The 15,513-nt window shown below is 57.7% G+C and carries 17 protein-coding genes and 1 riboswitch; of the genes, 4 read left to right on the top strand and 13 right to left on the bottom strand.

Translation table 11 applies throughout. From position 1 onward, the window contains the following. Nucleotides 1-54 precede the first annotated feature (54 nt). Both dtd and pip read right to left on the bottom strand, forming a co-directional pair. Entirely contained in the window at nt 55-492 is a 438-nt protein-coding gene (gene dtd, locus ACHUE7_RS16085) for a D-aminoacyl-tRNA deacylase (protein ID WP_394170893.1), read from the bottom strand. An 85-nt stretch (nt 493-577) separates the two neighbouring features. Further along, a complete protein-coding gene (pip, locus tag ACHUE7_RS16080; protein WP_394170892.1) occupies nt 578-1,549 on the bottom strand; it encodes a prolyl aminopeptidase in 972 nt (323 codons plus the stop codon). A gap of 175 nt (nt 1,550-1,724) precedes the next feature. Further along, a riboswitch (cobalamin riboswitch) is annotated at nt 1,725-1,896 on the top strand. A 54-nt stretch (nt 1,897-1,950) separates the two neighbouring features. On the opposite strand from pip, the gene ACHUE7_RS16075 reads away from it, so the two are divergent. Next, the gene (locus ACHUE7_RS16075) at nt 1,951-2,808 is read left to right on the top strand and encodes a cobalamin-binding protein (RefSeq protein ID WP_394170891.1); all 858 of its coding nucleotides are present in this window, start codon (nt 1,951-1,953) and stop codon (nt 2,806-2,808) included. Here ACHUE7_RS16075 and ACHUE7_RS16070 read toward each other — a convergent pair. The 5 genes from ACHUE7_RS16070 to ACHUE7_RS16050 form a co-directional block, all read right to left on the bottom strand. Further along, a complete protein-coding gene (locus ACHUE7_RS16070) occupies nt 2,805-3,464 on the bottom strand; it encodes an SCO family protein (protein ID WP_394170890.1) in 660 nt (219 codons plus the stop codon). The two genes, ACHUE7_RS16075 and ACHUE7_RS16070, sit on opposite strands and share 4 nt — an antisense overlap. Continuing rightward, nucleotides 3,461-4,363: a heme o synthase gene (gene cyoE / locus ACHUE7_RS16065; protein WP_348474346.1), complete on the bottom strand. Its 903-nt coding sequence runs from the start codon at nt 4,361-4,363 to the stop codon at nt 3,461-3,463. Before cyoE ends, ACHUE7_RS16070 begins: the two co-directional genes overlap by 4 nt. Next, complete coding sequence (locus ACHUE7_RS16060) at nt 4,356-5,372, bottom strand: COX15/CtaA family protein (protein ID WP_394170889.1); 1,017 nt, start codon at nt 5,370-5,372, stop codon at nt 4,356-4,358. The genes cyoE and ACHUE7_RS16060 overlap by 8 nt, the downstream gene beginning before the upstream one ends. Nucleotides 5,373-5,433: 61 nt before the next feature. Beyond that, on the bottom strand, nt 5,434-6,015 hold the full coding sequence (locus ACHUE7_RS16055) for a hypothetical protein (RefSeq protein WP_394170888.1): 582 nt from the start codon (nt 6,013-6,015) through the stop codon (nt 5,434-5,436). Between the two features lie 42 nt (nt 6,016-6,057). Further along, nucleotides 6,058-6,798, bottom strand: coding sequence for an SURF1 family protein (locus tag ACHUE7_RS16050; protein WP_394170887.1), 741 nt, complete (start codon nt 6,796-6,798; stop codon nt 6,058-6,060). A 54-nt stretch (nt 6,799-6,852) separates the two neighbouring features. Between ACHUE7_RS16050 and ACHUE7_RS16045 the strand changes: the two genes are divergently transcribed. After that, complete coding sequence (locus ACHUE7_RS16045; protein ID WP_127559140.1) at nt 6,853-7,071, top strand: DUF2909 domain-containing protein; 219 nt, start codon at nt 6,853-6,855, stop codon at nt 7,069-7,071. Between the two features lie 54 nt (nt 7,072-7,125). On the opposite strand, the gene ACHUE7_RS16040 is transcribed toward ACHUE7_RS16045, so the two are convergent. From ACHUE7_RS16040 to coxB, 4 genes are all read right to left on the bottom strand, one after another. Further along, a complete protein-coding gene (locus ACHUE7_RS16040) occupies nt 7,126-8,037 on the bottom strand; it encodes a cytochrome c oxidase subunit 3 (protein WP_394170886.1) in 912 nt (303 codons plus the stop codon). A gap of 89 nt (nt 8,038-8,126) precedes the next feature. Then, nucleotides 8,127-8,693: a cytochrome c oxidase assembly protein gene (locus ACHUE7_RS16035; protein ID WP_394170885.1), complete on the bottom strand. Its 567-nt coding sequence runs from the start codon at nt 8,691-8,693 to the stop codon at nt 8,127-8,129. A gap of 26 nt (nt 8,694-8,719) precedes the next feature. After that, nucleotides 8,720-10,306: a cytochrome c oxidase subunit I gene (gene ctaD / locus ACHUE7_RS16030; RefSeq protein ID WP_348474352.1), complete on the bottom strand. Its 1,587-nt coding sequence runs from the start codon at nt 10,304-10,306 to the stop codon at nt 8,720-8,722. A gap of 11 nt (nt 10,307-10,317) precedes the next feature. Beyond that, nucleotides 10,318-11,448 carry a cytochrome c oxidase subunit II gene (coxB, locus tag ACHUE7_RS16025; protein ID WP_394170884.1) on the bottom strand — a complete coding sequence of 377 codons (1,131 nt, stop codon included), beginning with the start codon at nt 11,446-11,448 and terminating at the stop codon, nt 10,318-10,320. Nucleotides 11,449-11,788: 340 nt separating this feature from the next. Between coxB and ACHUE7_RS16020 the strand changes: the two genes are divergently transcribed. Together ACHUE7_RS16020 and ACHUE7_RS16015 are read left to right on the top strand one after the other, a co-directional pair. After that, on the top strand, nt 11,789-13,108 hold the full coding sequence (locus tag ACHUE7_RS16020) for an MATE family efflux transporter (protein ID WP_394170883.1): 1,320 nt from the start codon (nt 11,789-11,791) through the stop codon (nt 13,106-13,108). Between the two features lie 217 nt (nt 13,109-13,325). Further along, nucleotides 13,326-13,934, top strand: a complete 609-nt coding sequence (locus ACHUE7_RS16015; protein ID WP_394170882.1) for a hypothetical protein — start codon at nt 13,326-13,328, stop codon at nt 13,932-13,934. 3 nt (nt 13,935-13,937) lie between these two features. Here ACHUE7_RS16015 and ACHUE7_RS16010 read toward each other — a convergent pair whose 3' ends face one another. Next, nucleotides 13,938-15,029 carry a 5-(carboxyamino)imidazole ribonucleotide synthase gene (locus ACHUE7_RS16010; RefSeq protein ID WP_394170881.1) on the bottom strand — a complete coding sequence of 364 codons (1,092 nt, stop codon included), beginning with the start codon at nt 15,027-15,029 and terminating at the stop codon, nt 13,938-13,940. Nucleotides 15,030-15,032: 3 nt separating this feature from the next. Continuing rightward, on the bottom strand, nt 15,033-15,497 hold the full coding sequence (gene purE, locus ACHUE7_RS16005; protein ID WP_394171078.1) for a 5-(carboxyamino)imidazole ribonucleotide mutase: 465 nt from the start codon (nt 15,495-15,497) through the stop codon (nt 15,033-15,035). Between the last annotated feature and the right edge of the window lie 16 nt (nt 15,498-15,513).

Here is a 15,513-nt window from a genome sequence, read left to right as displayed (position 1 = left end):
GTCGTTTGCGCCTCCCTCTAAAGGATGACTCGCCACGCGCTCTGCTGCTGGCATTCAGTGTTCCAGCAAAAAGGTAACCGGCCCGTCGTTGGTCAGGCTCACTTGCATGTTAGCGCCAAACTGACCGGTCTCGACCCGTTCGTGGCGCTGTTTCACCGCCTCTACCAGGGATGAAAACACCGCCACCCCGTGTTCGGGCGCAGCGGCAGACGTAAAACTGGGCCGCAGGCCCTTGCGGGTATCGGCCGAGAGCGTGAACTGCGGCACCAGCAAGACGCCGCCACTTATTTGCTGGACGTTCAGGTTCATGCGCCCATCGGCATCGGCAAACACCCGATAATTAAGCAAGCGATGGGCCATTTTTTCGATGTTTGGCGCGCCATCGTCAGGATCAATGCCCACCAGCACCAGTAAGCCCTGATCAATGGCACCGACGGTGGCATTGTCGACAGTGACCTGTGCCCGGGTGACACGCTGAATCAGGGCTTTCATGGCAATAACGTCCAGTTGGCAGGAGGTTCAATAAAGGTGTGTTGAAACCATAGCCGAGTTTGGCAAAAAAACGACTCCGGAGAGCCTATTCTGCCCGCCCCGGGTCATGGCGCAGAAAGCGACTCCACTTTTGCGTGGCGCGCACCAGCGCATCGACATTGGCGGGATCGAAGGCGGAATGGCCGCCTTCGCGAATGAAGTCGAGCTCGGCATCCGGCCAGTGTTTCGACAAGGCCCAGGCTTGCTCGGGCGGGCAGATCATGTCGTAGCGGCCATGAACTATGGTACCGGGTATGCCGGCCAGCGCTCCGGCCGCTTCTAGAATCTGATTTTCGGCCAGAAAACACTTTTCGCGAAAAAAGTGCGCCGAAATGCGCGCCAGGCTTAACGCCACATGCGTCTGGGTGAAGTAATCGAGCGACTGGGTGCTGGGTCGCAGCGAGGCATTAACGGCCTCCCAGCGAGCCCAGGCTTTGGCGGCCCCGACCCGCGCCAGGTCATTGCTGCCATGCAGCAACTGATAATAATCTTCGACCAGGTCGGTTCCGGTTGCCCCTTCAACCGGCTCCAGAAAGCGCTCCCACTCTTCCGGAAAATACCGTCCGGCACCGCTGCGATACAGCCAGTCGAGATCCTGCTGCCGGCCGAGAAAGATGCCACGCAATATCATCGCAGACACCTGGGCTGGGTAGGCCTGGGCGTACAACAACGCCAGGGTGCTGCCCCAACTGCCACCGAACAGTACCCACCGATCAACCTTCAGGTGCTGGCGCAATTGTTCAAGGTCATCGACCAGGGCTTTTGAGGTATTGTTGTTAGTTTCAGCATGAGGCTCGGACTGACCGGCACCACGCTGATCGTAGAGGATGATGCGGTAGTGTTCAGGGTCGAAGAAACGCCGCATCTGCTCGGAACACCCGGCCCCCGGGCCACCGTGGATAACCACCACCGGCAGGCCATCGGCCGTTCCCGATTCTTCAAAATAGAGCTGATGACCACCGCTTACCGCCAGATGGCTTTGGTTATAGGGTCTAATCTCCGGGTATAGCGGCAGCATTCAGCATCCTCTTCGCGGGTTTCTTGTTATCAGGGCCAACCAGGTAAACAGGCCTGTTGGCGTCTACAGGCATCGGTCACTGACCGGCGGCTAATAATGACACAGGCAATTCAGGCTGCACAGCACCCCGGGGTTACCGCCATTGTGATGCACCGCCGCTTCCCCTACTATCGCTGCACCTGGGCATTGCCAGGGTTGCGAAACCCACACAGCGATGCGTAACACGGGGGAATCCGGTGAGAATCCGGAGCTGTCGCGCAACGGTAAGGCGAATCGGCCAGTGGCTTAATAACCGCATGGTTGGGTATCGTCGAAGCCCGAATGCCCGTCCAGGCCAGGAGACGCCGGTCCACTCAACAGACCGGGGTGTCCATCATCCTCGCGTTAGGGAGCATTCTTTGATGAAACCGTTAGTAACCGGCCTTGTGACGCTGGTGTTTACCCCCTGGTTATGGGCCGATATCCAGCTCGTCGACGATGTTGGCGACACCCTGGTACTCGACCGGCCTGCCCAGCGCATCGTCAGCCTGGTCCCCCATGCCACCGAGCTGTTGTTCAACATCGATGCCGGCGATCTGATTCTGGCCACCGTTGCCTATGCCGACTACCCGCCCGCGGCACAGGAACTGCCCCGGGTGGGCGACTACAACGCCCTCAATACCGAGGCCATCGTATCGCTCGAGCCCGACCTGCTGATCGCCTTTACCAGCGGTGGCAATCGCGACCAGATCAGCCGGTTACGAGCCCTGGGTTATCCGGTATTCATCTCCGACCCGCAAACCTTCGCCGATATTGAACGTACCTTGCGCCAGTTTGGCCAGCTGACCGGCCGGGAAGAGAGCGCCAACCAGGTGGCCGACCGGTTCAGTGGTGACATCGAACACCTGACCCGGAAGTACGGCGAAAAAGCTGCGCTGCAGGTGTTTTATCAGGTCTGGCACGACCCGTTGATTACGTTAAACGGCGCAACCTTTATCAGCCAGATCATCGAGATGTGCGGTGGGGTTAACGTCTTCGCTGATCTGCCGATGCTCTCGCCCCAGGTCAGCCTGGAGGCAGTGATCGACAAGAACCCGGAGGTGATTGTTACCTCGGGTGATGACACCAGCTGGCAGCAGTGGCCGCAGTTGCAGGCGGTTGCCAACCAAGCCTTGCTGGAAACCGACCCGGACACCATGCACCGGCCCGTCCCCGCCCTGGTCAGCGGGGCAACGAATCTCTGTGAGGCAATGGACCAGGTTCGGGAGCGGATGGACTAGTCGTATTCGACCAGCAAGGCCATCACTTCAGCGATCTGGCTCGGGGTATGTGGCGGCCGCAGCAGCGCCCGGTATTCCCCCTCGGGGTTGATGATGGCGATGTTGTCGCTGTGGGCAACGGTGTACACCTCGCCTTCACCCTCGGGATAGAATAGGGTATTCAGCTGTTGTGCCAGAGTTTGCAGGTCGGCGACATCACCGGTGAGGCCGGTGAACTCGGGGTGGAAGAAAGGCACATACTCAGACAGCACTTCCGGTGTATCGCGCGCCGGGTCAACGGTGACCATCCACATCCGCACCTGGTCGGAAAGCCCCTGCTCGGTGAGCGTCCGGTAGGCCTGGGCCATGTCCGTCATGTTGGTCGGGCAGATATCGGGGCAGAAGGTGTAACCGAAATTGATCACGTGCCACTGGCCATTGAGATCGGCCGTGGAGAAAGCTTCCCCCTGGTGCGAGACCAGCTCAACCACCGGTACCTCGCGCACTGTGTCGAAATAGAGGGTATCGCGTCGCTCAAGCTCGGCTTTGAGATCAGGCGAGGCGTTGACCGTTCTGTAGATAGACCCGGCAAACACCACCGCCACCAGACCAAACAAGGCCAGAGACGTCCAGAGAATTCGACGATTGGGCGATGCTGGCAGGGTCTCGGTGGTCATAGAAAGGTCCTGATCGAATGATCCAGTAGCAGGGCCACAAATAATAACAGCAAATAGGTAATCGAGAACTTGAACGAGCCCCAGGCGGCATCGACTTTACGATCCATCAACAACCACCAGTTCCACTGCAAGTAACGCAACCCCAGTGCCAGCGCACAAATCGCATACACCGGCCCCATGTTCAGAGTGGCGAAGGGCAGCAGACTGATCGCCAGCAACAACCAGCTGTACAGCCAGACGTGGATCTTGGTGTATTGAATGCCGTGGGTGACCGGCATCATCGGGATGTCGGCGTTCTGGTAGTCCTTGATGCGATGTATTGCCAGGGCCCAGAAGTGTGGCGGTGTCCAGGCGAAGATGATCAGCACCAGCAATAACGGCAGGGCGCCAATGCTGCCGGAAACAGCGGTCCAGCCCAGCAACGGTGGCATGGCACCCGCCAGCCCGCCGATAACGATATTCTGTGGCGTGGCCCGCTTCAAAAAGCCGGTGTAGATCACCGCATAGCCCACCATTGAAGCCAGGGTAAGCCAGGCCGTTAAGGCGTTCACAAACACCATCAGTACGGCAAAGCCGGTCAGCGTCAGACCAAACGCAAAGATCAGCCCGTTGCGCTGGCTAACGCGGCCAGTGGCGACCGGGCGCCGGTGAGTACGGGCCATCAGCTGATCGATTTTGTGATCAACCAGATGGTTGAACGCAGCGCCCGCGGCCGCCAGGGCAGCGATGCCCAGCGTGCCAAACACCCAGTTGACCAGCCCGGCAGCGCCCTGCTGCGGGGCCAGTGCCATCCCTACCCAGGCGGTAATCAGCATCAGCATGACGACCTTGGGCTTGGTCATCTCGTAATAGTCATGCCAGGCTCGGGGGCTGACAGGGGCCGTTATTGTTTTAGACATGCTTGGCCTCTCGGTACAAAGTGAAATTGACGGTCGCTACTGTTGCTAACAACAGCGCCCCGCCCAGATTGTGTAACACCGCCACCGTCAGCGGCAAACCAAAATAGATGTTGCTCAGACCCAGTGTGACTTGCGCCACCAGAATCAGCAAGAGTGCACTGGCGAGGCCGGCAAAGCGAATGGCGACCAGTCGCCAGATCAGCCACAGACACATCACCGTGGTAATGATAGCCCCAATCCGGTGAGCCATATGGATCGCCGTACGGGCGGGGATATCAAGATGCCCGCCCAGGTAGTTGGGACCAATGGGATGGGCCAGATCAAACCCCGCAATATAATCGGCTTCCGGCCACCACTGGGTCTGACAGGTAAACAGATCCGGACAGGCGAGCGCGGCATAGTTGGACGTCGTCCAGCCGCCGAGAAACACCTGCCCGATGACGACCGCCAGGGTAAGCGCCGCCAACACCCTGGGTAGCTGACGTGGAGCGCTTGAGAATCGCAACCCGGCGGGCGCTCCCCGCAAACGCAGGGTCAGCAACCAGAGTAGCGTAAAGGTGGCAAAGCCACCCAGCAGGTGCGCGGTCACCACCTGGGGCCAGAGTTTCAGCGTTACTGTCCAGGCGCCAAAGGCGCCTTGCAGAATAACCATGAACAGCAGCAATAATGGCAACTTAAAGGGTTGCTCTGGCCGGTGACGATGACGGAACGACACCACCGCCAGAATCAGAATCAGCAAGCCAAGCAAAGAGGCCAGATACCGATGCACCATTTCCGGCCAGGTTTTTTCCAGATCGACCGGTATTTCCGGAAAGGCCTCGTTGGCGCGACTGATCTGTTCGTCGGTTTGCGGTGCCCAAACGTGGCCGTAACAGGTTGGCCAGTCGGGGCAGCCCAGACCCGCATCCACCAGGCGGGTAAACGAACCCAGAACCACCACTGAAATAGCAAACAGGGTGGCAAAGGCCGCCAGCTTGAAGCCAGGTTTTACACCGTAACTAGACACCATCCATTCCTCATTTTTCTTGTTCGATCGCACTGGGGCCTCACCCTGCCCCGGGCCTCAGTGACTAACCAATCGTCGACAACTTCAACAGTTTTTTCAGATCATCCAGCTGATCTTTGAAGGTGTTTCCGGGCGCGAAATACAACGGGATATTCCCCAGCGGATCCACAATGAACACATAGTTCTGGTCGCTGAACTGCGCTGGCACCTGTTCGCGGAATGCGTCGGACACGCCCGTCAGCGGGTGCAGCTCAAGGCCCGGATACTGTTCAGTCAGCCCCTCCAGCCCGGTGGTGCGGGACAACAACAATCGCTTCATGCGCGGTTCGTTCTTACCCAGTGCCACATGCGTTTGGCGCTGCAGATACACTTGCTGTTCGCACTCAGCCTGGCAGCTCGCCGAGGTCTGCACCATCAGCCACTGGCGATCGGGATTAACCGACTCCAACTTCAGACCCAGGTCTTCCAGTTGCAGTACCGGCGTCAGCAAAATGCCTTTGTTGACCCGTTCATCCGGTGTCAGCCAGCCGGAAAAATACAGCAGCGTCGACGACGCCATCACCAGCAAGGGCGTCAGCAGTATCACCAGCATTTGCAGCTTGTTAAAACCGTTGCTGCGCGGTGCCATCTGAGTGGATTGAGTCATCATCTTCTCCGCACGGCGATCCTGAATACCAGAACGCCGGAGTCACTTGGGGTTAGAGTTCTGCTCGACAGAGCTCGAACTGTTTGTTTGTTGTTGCCGGTGTCGCTTGCCAAAGTGAAGCCCAGCGAAGCCATACATGCCCGCCAGCGCAATGGCCATGGCAAACCACTGCAGGGCATAGCCGGTGTGCATATCGGCCGACATCACCGAAGGTGTCCAGTTGATCTGACCAACACCCGGCTGACCTGCGGTCAATTGTAATAAACCCGCCGGCGGCTGGCGTTGCATTTTTTCCGCCATTGACTGCGGCGCTATGGCCTGAATAACCTGGGGCCACGCATCGGTCAGTGGCGTATCCGCCAGAACAATGCTGTCACTCAGTGGACGCCATTGCCCGACCCAGTCCCTGGTACCCGGGGGCAGTGTCAGAGCGGGTAACTGTCGCCGGTCAGCCGACCCCGGTACCCAGCCGAGCGATACCAGATACCAGCGGTTGCCGGCATCCAGTGGCACCCAGACTTCGTACCCGACCCGGCCTTCCCAGGTGCGATTATCCAGTAACCAGGCTTTGTCGATGTCCAGTTCGCCGCGCAGTCGATAGTGCTGGTAATCAACGGGGCGAGTGCTTTCTGTCAGTAGTTCAATGACGGTGCGCGCCTGCAACTGCGCTTCCAGCTGGGTTTTCTGTTCAGCTCTGTTAAGCTGCCAGTACCCCAGCGCAATGAACAGCGGCAAGAAAACCGCTACAAAGATCGTAAGCGCCACACCGGGCTTGAATGTCATAACGTGCCGTCAATTCCGTAACCAAACCAACCCAATCTATCAGGAGCCAGAAATATGTTGCTAAAAGTCATCATGGTGGTGCTGATCATTGCCATGTTGCTGTCACTGAGCGGTGCCCTGGTGGCCTTGTTCAAAGACGAGCCGGAGTCAAAACGAATGGTCAAACTGCTGACCGTCAGGGTAAGTCTGGCCGTCATGATTGTCATCGTGCTGGTGTATGGCTATATGACTGGCGAGCTGTCTCAGGGTGCACCCTGGAGCGGACGCTACTGAGGCAGTGAATCGACGGAGCCCGGAACAGGCTCCGTCAGAAAGCCGGGCCTGCCGTTAAATCCAGTAGACCAATACAAACAGACACAGCCAGACCACGTCGACAAAGTGCCAGTACCAGGCTGATGCCTCAAACCCGAAATGATCTTCTGCTTTGAAGTGACCCCGAATTGACCGCACCAGCTGCACCGCCAGCATAAAGGTACCAATGGTCACGTGAGCGCCGTGGAAACCGGTCAGCATAAAGAAGGTTGACCCGTAGATGCCACTCTCCAGCGTTAAGCCCAGGTGCTGATACGCCTCAATGTATTCTTCCGCCTGGAAGAACAGAAAGATGATCCCCAATGCGACGGTAATACCGAGCCAGATATTCAGTTGTTTGCGGTGTCCGGCACGCAACGCATGATGCGCAACGGTCAGCGTAATGCTTGAGGCGATCAGGATGATGGTGTTGATCAGGGGCAGGCCAAAGGCATGAATGACCGCTTCCGGTGCCTGAAACAGGCCATTGTCCGGGTTGCTGAGCATTGGCCAGCTGAACTCAAAGCCCGGGTACAGGTAGTTGGTGACACCCTTGTCGCCCTCACCGCCAAGCCAGGGACCTACAAAATTGCGAACGTAGAACAGGGCCCCGAAAAAGGCGGCGAAAAACATCACTTCCGAGAAAATGAACCAGCCCATGCCCCAGACATAGGATTTCTTCAGCTGGGCACTGTTCAGGCCAGCGTGGTTTTCGCGAATAACCTTACTGAACCAGTTGTACATCACCACGGCGAACACCAGTGCGCCGGCGAAGAACCACCAGTGTGAACCGGAGTCCTGAACGCCTGATGACATGTCGTTCATCATGTTACCTGCACCGAAAACGGTGAGGAACATGCCAAAGGCCATCCACACCGGTAAACGGCTTTGCGCGGGCACATAATAGTGCTCATGGGTTGTACTGCTTGTCGCGGCATTGCTGGACATCGCACTCTCCATCCTGTTCTTGTTCTTGTGGGGTTGGTCAGCTCCGCCACGGCGGCGGCTGACGCTCCCGGTTATTTGGGTGGGCGGCCTTATTGAAAGGTAACGGCTGCCGATTGCTGTTCGCTACTGACGTCGTACAGGGTGTAGCTCAGGCTGATGGTCTGTACCCAGGCCGGTAAATCCGGATCGATCTGGAACACCAGTGCCATCTCCACATCTTCACCGGCGGTCAGCGGCTGCTGGTTAAAGCAGAAGCATTCTGTCTTGTGAAAATAGGGCGTCACTTCAAAAGGTGACAAGCTCGGTATCGCCTGCGCGGTCATGTCGCGTCGGGTAGCGTTTTTGGCAAAGTAACTGACTTCAACCACTTCACCGGGTTTGGCGGTGATGGTCTTAACCATGGGTCGGAACTCCCACGGCATATCAGCGTTGTTATTCGCCAGAAACTGCACCTTGATGCTGCGGTTTTCATCGACCAGATAGTCTTGCACCAGTGATGCCTCATTGGTGCGACCGGTAATACCGGTCCACTCACAAATGAGGTTGTACATGGGCACCAGGCCCACGAACACAAATGCCAGCATGCCAAACACGACCGACACCATCTTAACGATGATGCGGGTGTGGCTGGGGCGTGCGTTGTCGGCATCACTCATACTGGCTCTCCCGGTGTTGAACCGCTTCAGTCAATTTTAGGCGGCGTTGAAAAGGTGTGATACGGCGCCGGTGAATCGACCGTCCATTCCAGACCTTCAGCCCCTTCCCAGGGTTTCGCCGGTGCCGGCTTGCCCGCCACTATGGTGTGCACCACGATGTAGAGGAACAGCAATTGGCTGGCACCAAAGAGGAAACCACCGATGCTCGACACCATGTTGAAATCGGCAAACTGCAGGGCGTAATCCGGAATACGACGTGGCATGCCGGCCAGACCCAGGAAGTGCTGCGGGAAGAACAGGACGTTAACCCCAATGAAGCTCAGCCAGAAATGCACCTTGCCCAGGGTTTCGTTGTACATCTTGCCGCTCCACTTGGGCAACCAGTAGTAAACGCCGGCCATAATCGAGAACACGGCTCCCGGCACCAGCACGTAGTGGAAGTGAGCCACCACAAAGTAGGTATCGTGGTACTGGAAGTCAGCCGGTGCGACTGCCAGCATCAGCCCGGAGAAGCCACCGATGGTGAACAGCACCACAAAGCAAATGGCGAACAGCATGGGGGTTTCGAACGTCATCGAGCCCCGGAACATGGTGGTCACCCAGTTGAATACCTTCACCCCGGTCGGAACCGCGATCAGCATGGTAGCCCACATAAAGAAGGCCTCACCCAGGAAGGGGATGCCGACTGTGAACATGTGGTGGGCCCAGACAATAAAGCTCAGAAACGCAATGGAGGCCGTCGCGTACACCATGGAGCTGTAACCGAACAGGCGCTTGCGGGCAAAAGCCGGAATGATCGCCGAAACAATACCGAAGGCCGGCAGAATCATGATGTAGACTTCAGGGTGCCCGAAGAACCAGAAAATATGCTGGAACAGAACGGGCGAACCACCACCGGCCGCGTTAAAGAAGGCGGTGCCGAAGTGAATGTCCATCAGCATCATGGTGACCACACCAGCCAGAACCGGCATGACGGCAATCAGCAGATAAGCGGTGATCAGCCAGGTCCAGACGAACAGTGGCATTTTCATCAGCGTCATGCCGGGGGCGCGCATGTTCAGAATGGTGGCAACAATGTTTATGGCCCCCATGATCGAACTGGCGCCCATGATGTGCACGGCAAAGATGAAGAAGGTCACACTCGGCGGCGCATAGGTGGTCGACAGCGGCGCGTAGAATGTCCAGCCGAAATTGGGGCCACCGCCTTCCATGAACAGCGTACTGGCCAGCATCGCGAAAGCGAACGGCAGAATCCAGAAGCTCAGGTTGTTCATACGCGGCAGCGCCATGTCCGGCGCGCCGACCATCATCGGAATCATCCAGTTCGCCAGGCCAACAAACGCTGGCATAACGGCACCAAAGACCATGATCAGGCCATGCATCGTGGTCATCTGGTTAAAGAATTCCGGCTGCACCAGTTGCAGACCGGGCTGGAACAGCTCGGCGCGAATCACCATGGCGAAGGAGCCGCCCAGCAAGAACATCGCAAAACTGAACCACAGGTACATGGTACCGATGTCTTTGTGGTTGGTGGTATAGAGCCAGCGAGTCAGGCCTTTAGCCGGCCCGTGGTGTTCGTGATCATGGTCATGATCATGGGTTGCAGTCGTCATGTCATGCCTCCTTATTCGCCAGCTTTAAAGTTGTAAACATCAACAGGGGTGACCATGTCGCCTACGTCATTACCCCAGGCATTTCGCTCGTAAGTAATCACGGCAGCCATATCAGCATCGCTCAGCTGATTGCCATAGGCAGCCATGGCAGTGCCACGAACCCCGTTAACCACCACATTCAAATGCCCTTCGGCCGGGCCGAGCGCAATCGGGCTGTTTGCCAGCGCCGGGAAGGCACCCGGGACACCGGAACCATCTTGCTGGTGACAGGAGGCACAGGCAGAGGTATAGACTTGCTCGCCACGCTCCATCAGTTCTTCGAAGGTCCACTCACGGTCGTTCAATTCGGCCAGTTCAATGGCTTCCTGCTCTTTATCGGCAAGCCATTGTTCAAATGCTTCCGGAGACACGGCTTCTACGACAACCGGCATAAACCCATGATCCTTGCCGCACAATTCAGTGCACTGACCCCGGTAGGTGCCTTCTTCGTTGATGATGGTCCAGGCTTCGTTGACGATGCCGGGGATGGCGTCTTTCTTGACGGCCAGCGCCGGTACCCACCAGGAGTGAATCACGTCGGCAGAGGAAAGCAGGAATCGGACTTTGGTTCCGGTTGGCAACACCACGGGCTCGTCAACTTCCAGCAGATAGTTCTCGTTTTTTTCGAGCCGGTTGTTGATCTCGTCACGCGGGGTGGCCATGCTGGAGAAGAAGCTGACTTCCTGTTCGGCATTTTCATCGATGTAACGATAGCGCCAGCGCCACTGGTAACCCACCACTTCGAGCGTCACTTCCGACTCTTCGAAGTTATACATGTCGGCCAGGGTGTATGTCGCCTTCACGCCAATGGCAAAAATAACCGCCGCTGGAATCAGCGTCCAGGCCAGTTCGACCTTGGTGCTTTCATGGAAGTTGGACGACACTGCACCCTTGGATTTGCGGTGCTTGAACATGGAATAGAACATGACGCCAAACACCAGCACGCCAATGACCACACACACCCACAACGTCAGCATATGGAGCCCGTAAACTTCCTGGCTGATGTCTGTCACACCCCGGGGCATATTGAGCGTCCAGTCAGCACGCGCGACTGAACTAATCAACAGCGCCGTCAGGGCAATAAATACCCTTTGCAGCTTCATCTGCATCCTTCACCTCTGCACTTGTTATTGTATTGGGATTCCAGGGTCGGGCCGGATCACCTAATTTACTGCGCTTGCTGGCGTCTGATTAGCAACTTACTGAGTGAAGGGCTAAGCAGCGGCCTAAGGCTGGTCTGTGCCGAATTGAGTCTTTCTTGTTTCCCGGATCACCCGATTCAGATTGAGTCGAGTTAGTATAAACACGGATATTTTTAAAACCCAAGCATCAAGCGTTCCAAGGGTTGTTCAAATATCAGTCAGAAAAGACGAAATTATTTGTAAAAACAACATCTTAGGGGAATTATGACCCTTCAAAAATTTACCCGGGAGTGGGCCTGATTTGATTCGCGTATCCAATAACGCCTGGCGCCACACCTGGGCACTGATGTGGCCGGTGATGCTGGCCAACCTGTCATTGCCATTATTGGGGCTGGTCGATACCGCCGTGCTGGGTCATCTCGACGACAGCGTTTATCTGGCTGGCGTCGCGCTGGGTGCCAGTCTGATAGCCTTTGTGTTCCTCGGTTTCAACTTTCTGTCGATGGGGTTGTCCGGCTTTACGTCCCAGGCCAAGGGTGCCGATGATGCCCGGCTGATTCGCACCCAGCTTGCCCAGTACTGCCTGGTGGCCGCCTTGCTGTCGGCAACGGTGCTGGCCGCACAATCGGCGCTGATTCAACTGGGGCTGGGGTTCATGCAGGCCTCGGAGGCTGCTACCGCCGAGGCGCGCCTGTATCTGAACATCCGCATCTGGGGCGTGCCCGCTCAGGTCTTTACCTCCATGTTGCTGGGTTTCTTCGTGGGCATGCAAAATACCCGCATCGCCCTGGTGACCGTGTCGGTGGCGCAACTGGTTAATCTGGTGCTGAACGTTACCCTGGTTTACGGCTTTGCCATGACTACCGATGGCATTGCTCTGGGCACCGTCATCAGTGAGTACCTGGCACTGGCTCTGGTACTGCTGACTCTGAGGCGAACCCTGAAGCACCTGTCGCCCGGTCTGGATACCAGCCGACTGAAAGCACTGGCGGCCTATGCGGGCATTTTCAGCGTCAGCCTCAGTTTGTTCATTCGTACCTTTCTATTGCTGATGGGTTTCGCCTGGTTCAACCGGCTGAGTGCGGCCCTCGGCGATACCGTTCTGGCCAGCAACGCCATCCTGCTGGCGTTTCTGACGCTGATTTCCAACAGCATGGATGCCAGCGCTGCTGCTGCCGAAGCCCAGGTCGGGCTGGCCATCGGACAACGCGATTCGCAAGCGTTGCGCGAAGTGTTGTGGACCACCGGTTGGTGCGCTTTCGGGCTGGCTTCCGCGCTGATGCTGGTGTTTGCCCTGTTGGGCAATGACCTGCTCGGCATTCTGACCAGCCAGCCAGACCTGCAACAACAAGCCGGCACCTACCTGCCGTGGGTCGTCGCCATGCCCTTACTGGCTGGAACGGCCTACTGGCTCGATGGTGTGTTCATTGGTGCCCGCCTCACCGCCCAGATGCGCAACGGCGTCGTGTTCGGATTTTTCAGCTTTGTGCTGGCGAGCCAGTGGCTGCCGGCAACCCAGCAGGCCCTCTGGCTCGGGTTCAGCCTACTGTTTATAGGTCGCTCACTCTGGATGCTGGCCGTCTACTGGCATTCGGTACGCCCGATGACACAGGCACGCTGAAACAGAATTCAACCAACAGGACGCATTGCCGACGGCTCCACTTACGGCAAAGTGATCAGGCTGAGCTACACTAACGACGACATGGGTGCATGCCACGCACAGGTTACACGCAGCGTAAGCACGCCACGTCATCTCCCAGTACGCGATCTTTGTAGGGATTGACGGTCGACACCCAAGACCTGCACGCTCGCTGATTCACCCGACAAGGCCCGCTGTCATGTCTACACCTTGCATTGATAATGCCCTGGATCAAGCATTGGCCGCCACGGAAGGAGAGCAAAGTCTGCAGCGTTTTATCGCTGTTTTTCACCGCAAACACCCGGCACTGATGGTGGTGGAACACGGTACGCCCGAACGGCGACTGACCGCCATGCTGATCCAGTATTGCCGCTTGTTGCCCATCCTGCTGGAAGAAGCCAGGAACGTCACCGCCAACGATGAAAACGCCGGCGATTTCGACCCCCTGTACGACCTGGTTGCCGAATTCTTTTCCAGCCTGGAGCCAGGACGTCTGGCCTTTGGCATTCTGGGCATTCTCGACAAGGTGTACTTTGGCCACCGCCTGCTCGAGGAATGGCACGACCGGCGCCGGCTTCACACCCAGTGCGCCGCGCTTAGCTGGGACACGTCCCTGTCGAATCTGCTGGTACACACCCTGATCGGTGATGCTTACGCCAACGAGCTGGATGCTGCCGTTATGGAAATCATCGAGAAACAGCCACCGTCTTTTGACACCACCGGAGCCAGGGGCAAAAGCAGGCAGCAGCAACAACCCTACCCCTGCCTGGCGTCCCGACATGGCGTGCGTTTGTCGTGGAGTCGCTAGTGGTTAACCCAGGTCGTTGACCAACAAGGCTTCCACCTGCTGGCAGCGTTCCTGCAGCTGCGCCTCGCTGGGGGCGGTGATGGTGATATGGCCGATCTTGCGACCCGGGCGCGGGTCTTTGCCGTAATCGTGCCAGTGAGCGCCGGGTATCGCCAGAATGGCAGCGCGTTCCGGAAGCGCTCCGATCAGGTTGTACAGCGCCACCGGCTGGGAAGCCCGGCACCGGCCTAACGGCAGATCAGCCACGGCACGAATATGGTTTTCAAACTGGCTGCAGGTGCTGCCCTCTATGGACCAGTGGCCGGAATTATGAACCCGGGGCGCAATCTCGTTGGCCAGCAAGCGATCACCGACCACAAAAAACTCAAAAGCCAGCACGCCAACGTAGTCGAGCGCAGCCATCACCTGGCCGACCGCGGTTTCCGCCTGGCTTTGCAACGGATGCTCGGCCACCGGTTGCGACCGGTACAGCATGCCCTGGCGATGTTCGTTGCGCACCAGCGGGTAAAAGGCGAGTTCGCCCGATGCCGACCGAACACCAATGCATGAGACCTCGTAGTCAAAGTCAACAAAGCCTTCGAAGATCAGTGGCACCGAGCCGAGCTCAGCAAAGGCGTCTGCGGCATCCGCTTGCGTGCGCAACACTTTCTGGCCTTTGCCGTCGTAGCCGAGCGTTCGGGTTTTTAGAATGGCGGGCAGGCCAAGCCGTTCCAGAGCACGGTCGAGATCCGCCTGATCGGTAATGTCGGCTATGGGCGCGGTCGGGATATCCAGGCGCTGAAACAGGTTCTTTTCCAGCCAGCGATCACGGGCAGTTTCCAGCGCCCGGGCGGAGGGGTAAACCGGAACCTGGTCAGCAATAAAGGCCACAGTTTCGGGCGGCACGCTTTCAAATTCGAAAGTGACCCGATCCGACATTTTCAAGAGTTCGCGAATGGCATAGTGATCATCGTAAGCGCCTTCGACCAGAGGGCCAAGGTCAGCAGCACAAGCGCCTTTCGCCGGGTCGAGAAAGGCCATGCGAATGCCCAGCGGCACGGCTGCCAACGCCATCATGCGGCCCAGTTGGCCGCCGCCTATGACTCCAATGCGCATGCGTCAGTCCCCCGGAACCGGATTGGCCAGCACCCGGTCGGTCTGGTCACGTCTAAATTTTAGCAAGGCGGCGCGCACGCTGGCGTTTTCATTGGCGAGAATGCTCGCTGCCAACAAGGCGGCATTAATGGCACCGGCCTTGCCAATGGCCAGCGTACCGGTGGGTATGCCGGCCGGCATCTGCACAATGCTGAGCAGCGAATCGACACCACTGAGCATGCTGCTCTGAACCGGAACGCCCAGCACCGGCAGATGGGTCTTGGCGGCACACATGCCGGGCAAATGAGCTGCACCGCCCGCGCCCGCAATGATGACTTTCAAGCCACGGTCAAACGCCGATTCTGCGTAGTCAAACAGCAGGTCAGGCGTGCGATGCGCCGACACCACTTTGCATTCGTGGGCGATCCCCAATTGAGTCAGGGTGTCGGCAGTGTGGCTCATGGTGGCCCAGTCGGACTGGGAACCCATAATGATGCCAACGGAT

The sequence above is a fragment of the Saccharospirillum alexandrii genome (genome assembly GCF_043641555.1).
In the GTDB taxonomy this organism is placed as follows: Bacteria; Pseudomonadota; Gammaproteobacteria; order Pseudomonadales; family Natronospirillaceae; genus Saccharospirillum; species Saccharospirillum alexandrii_A.
Note: the sequence above shows the minus strand (reverse complement) of the source record. Positions and strands in the feature narration are given on the sequence as shown.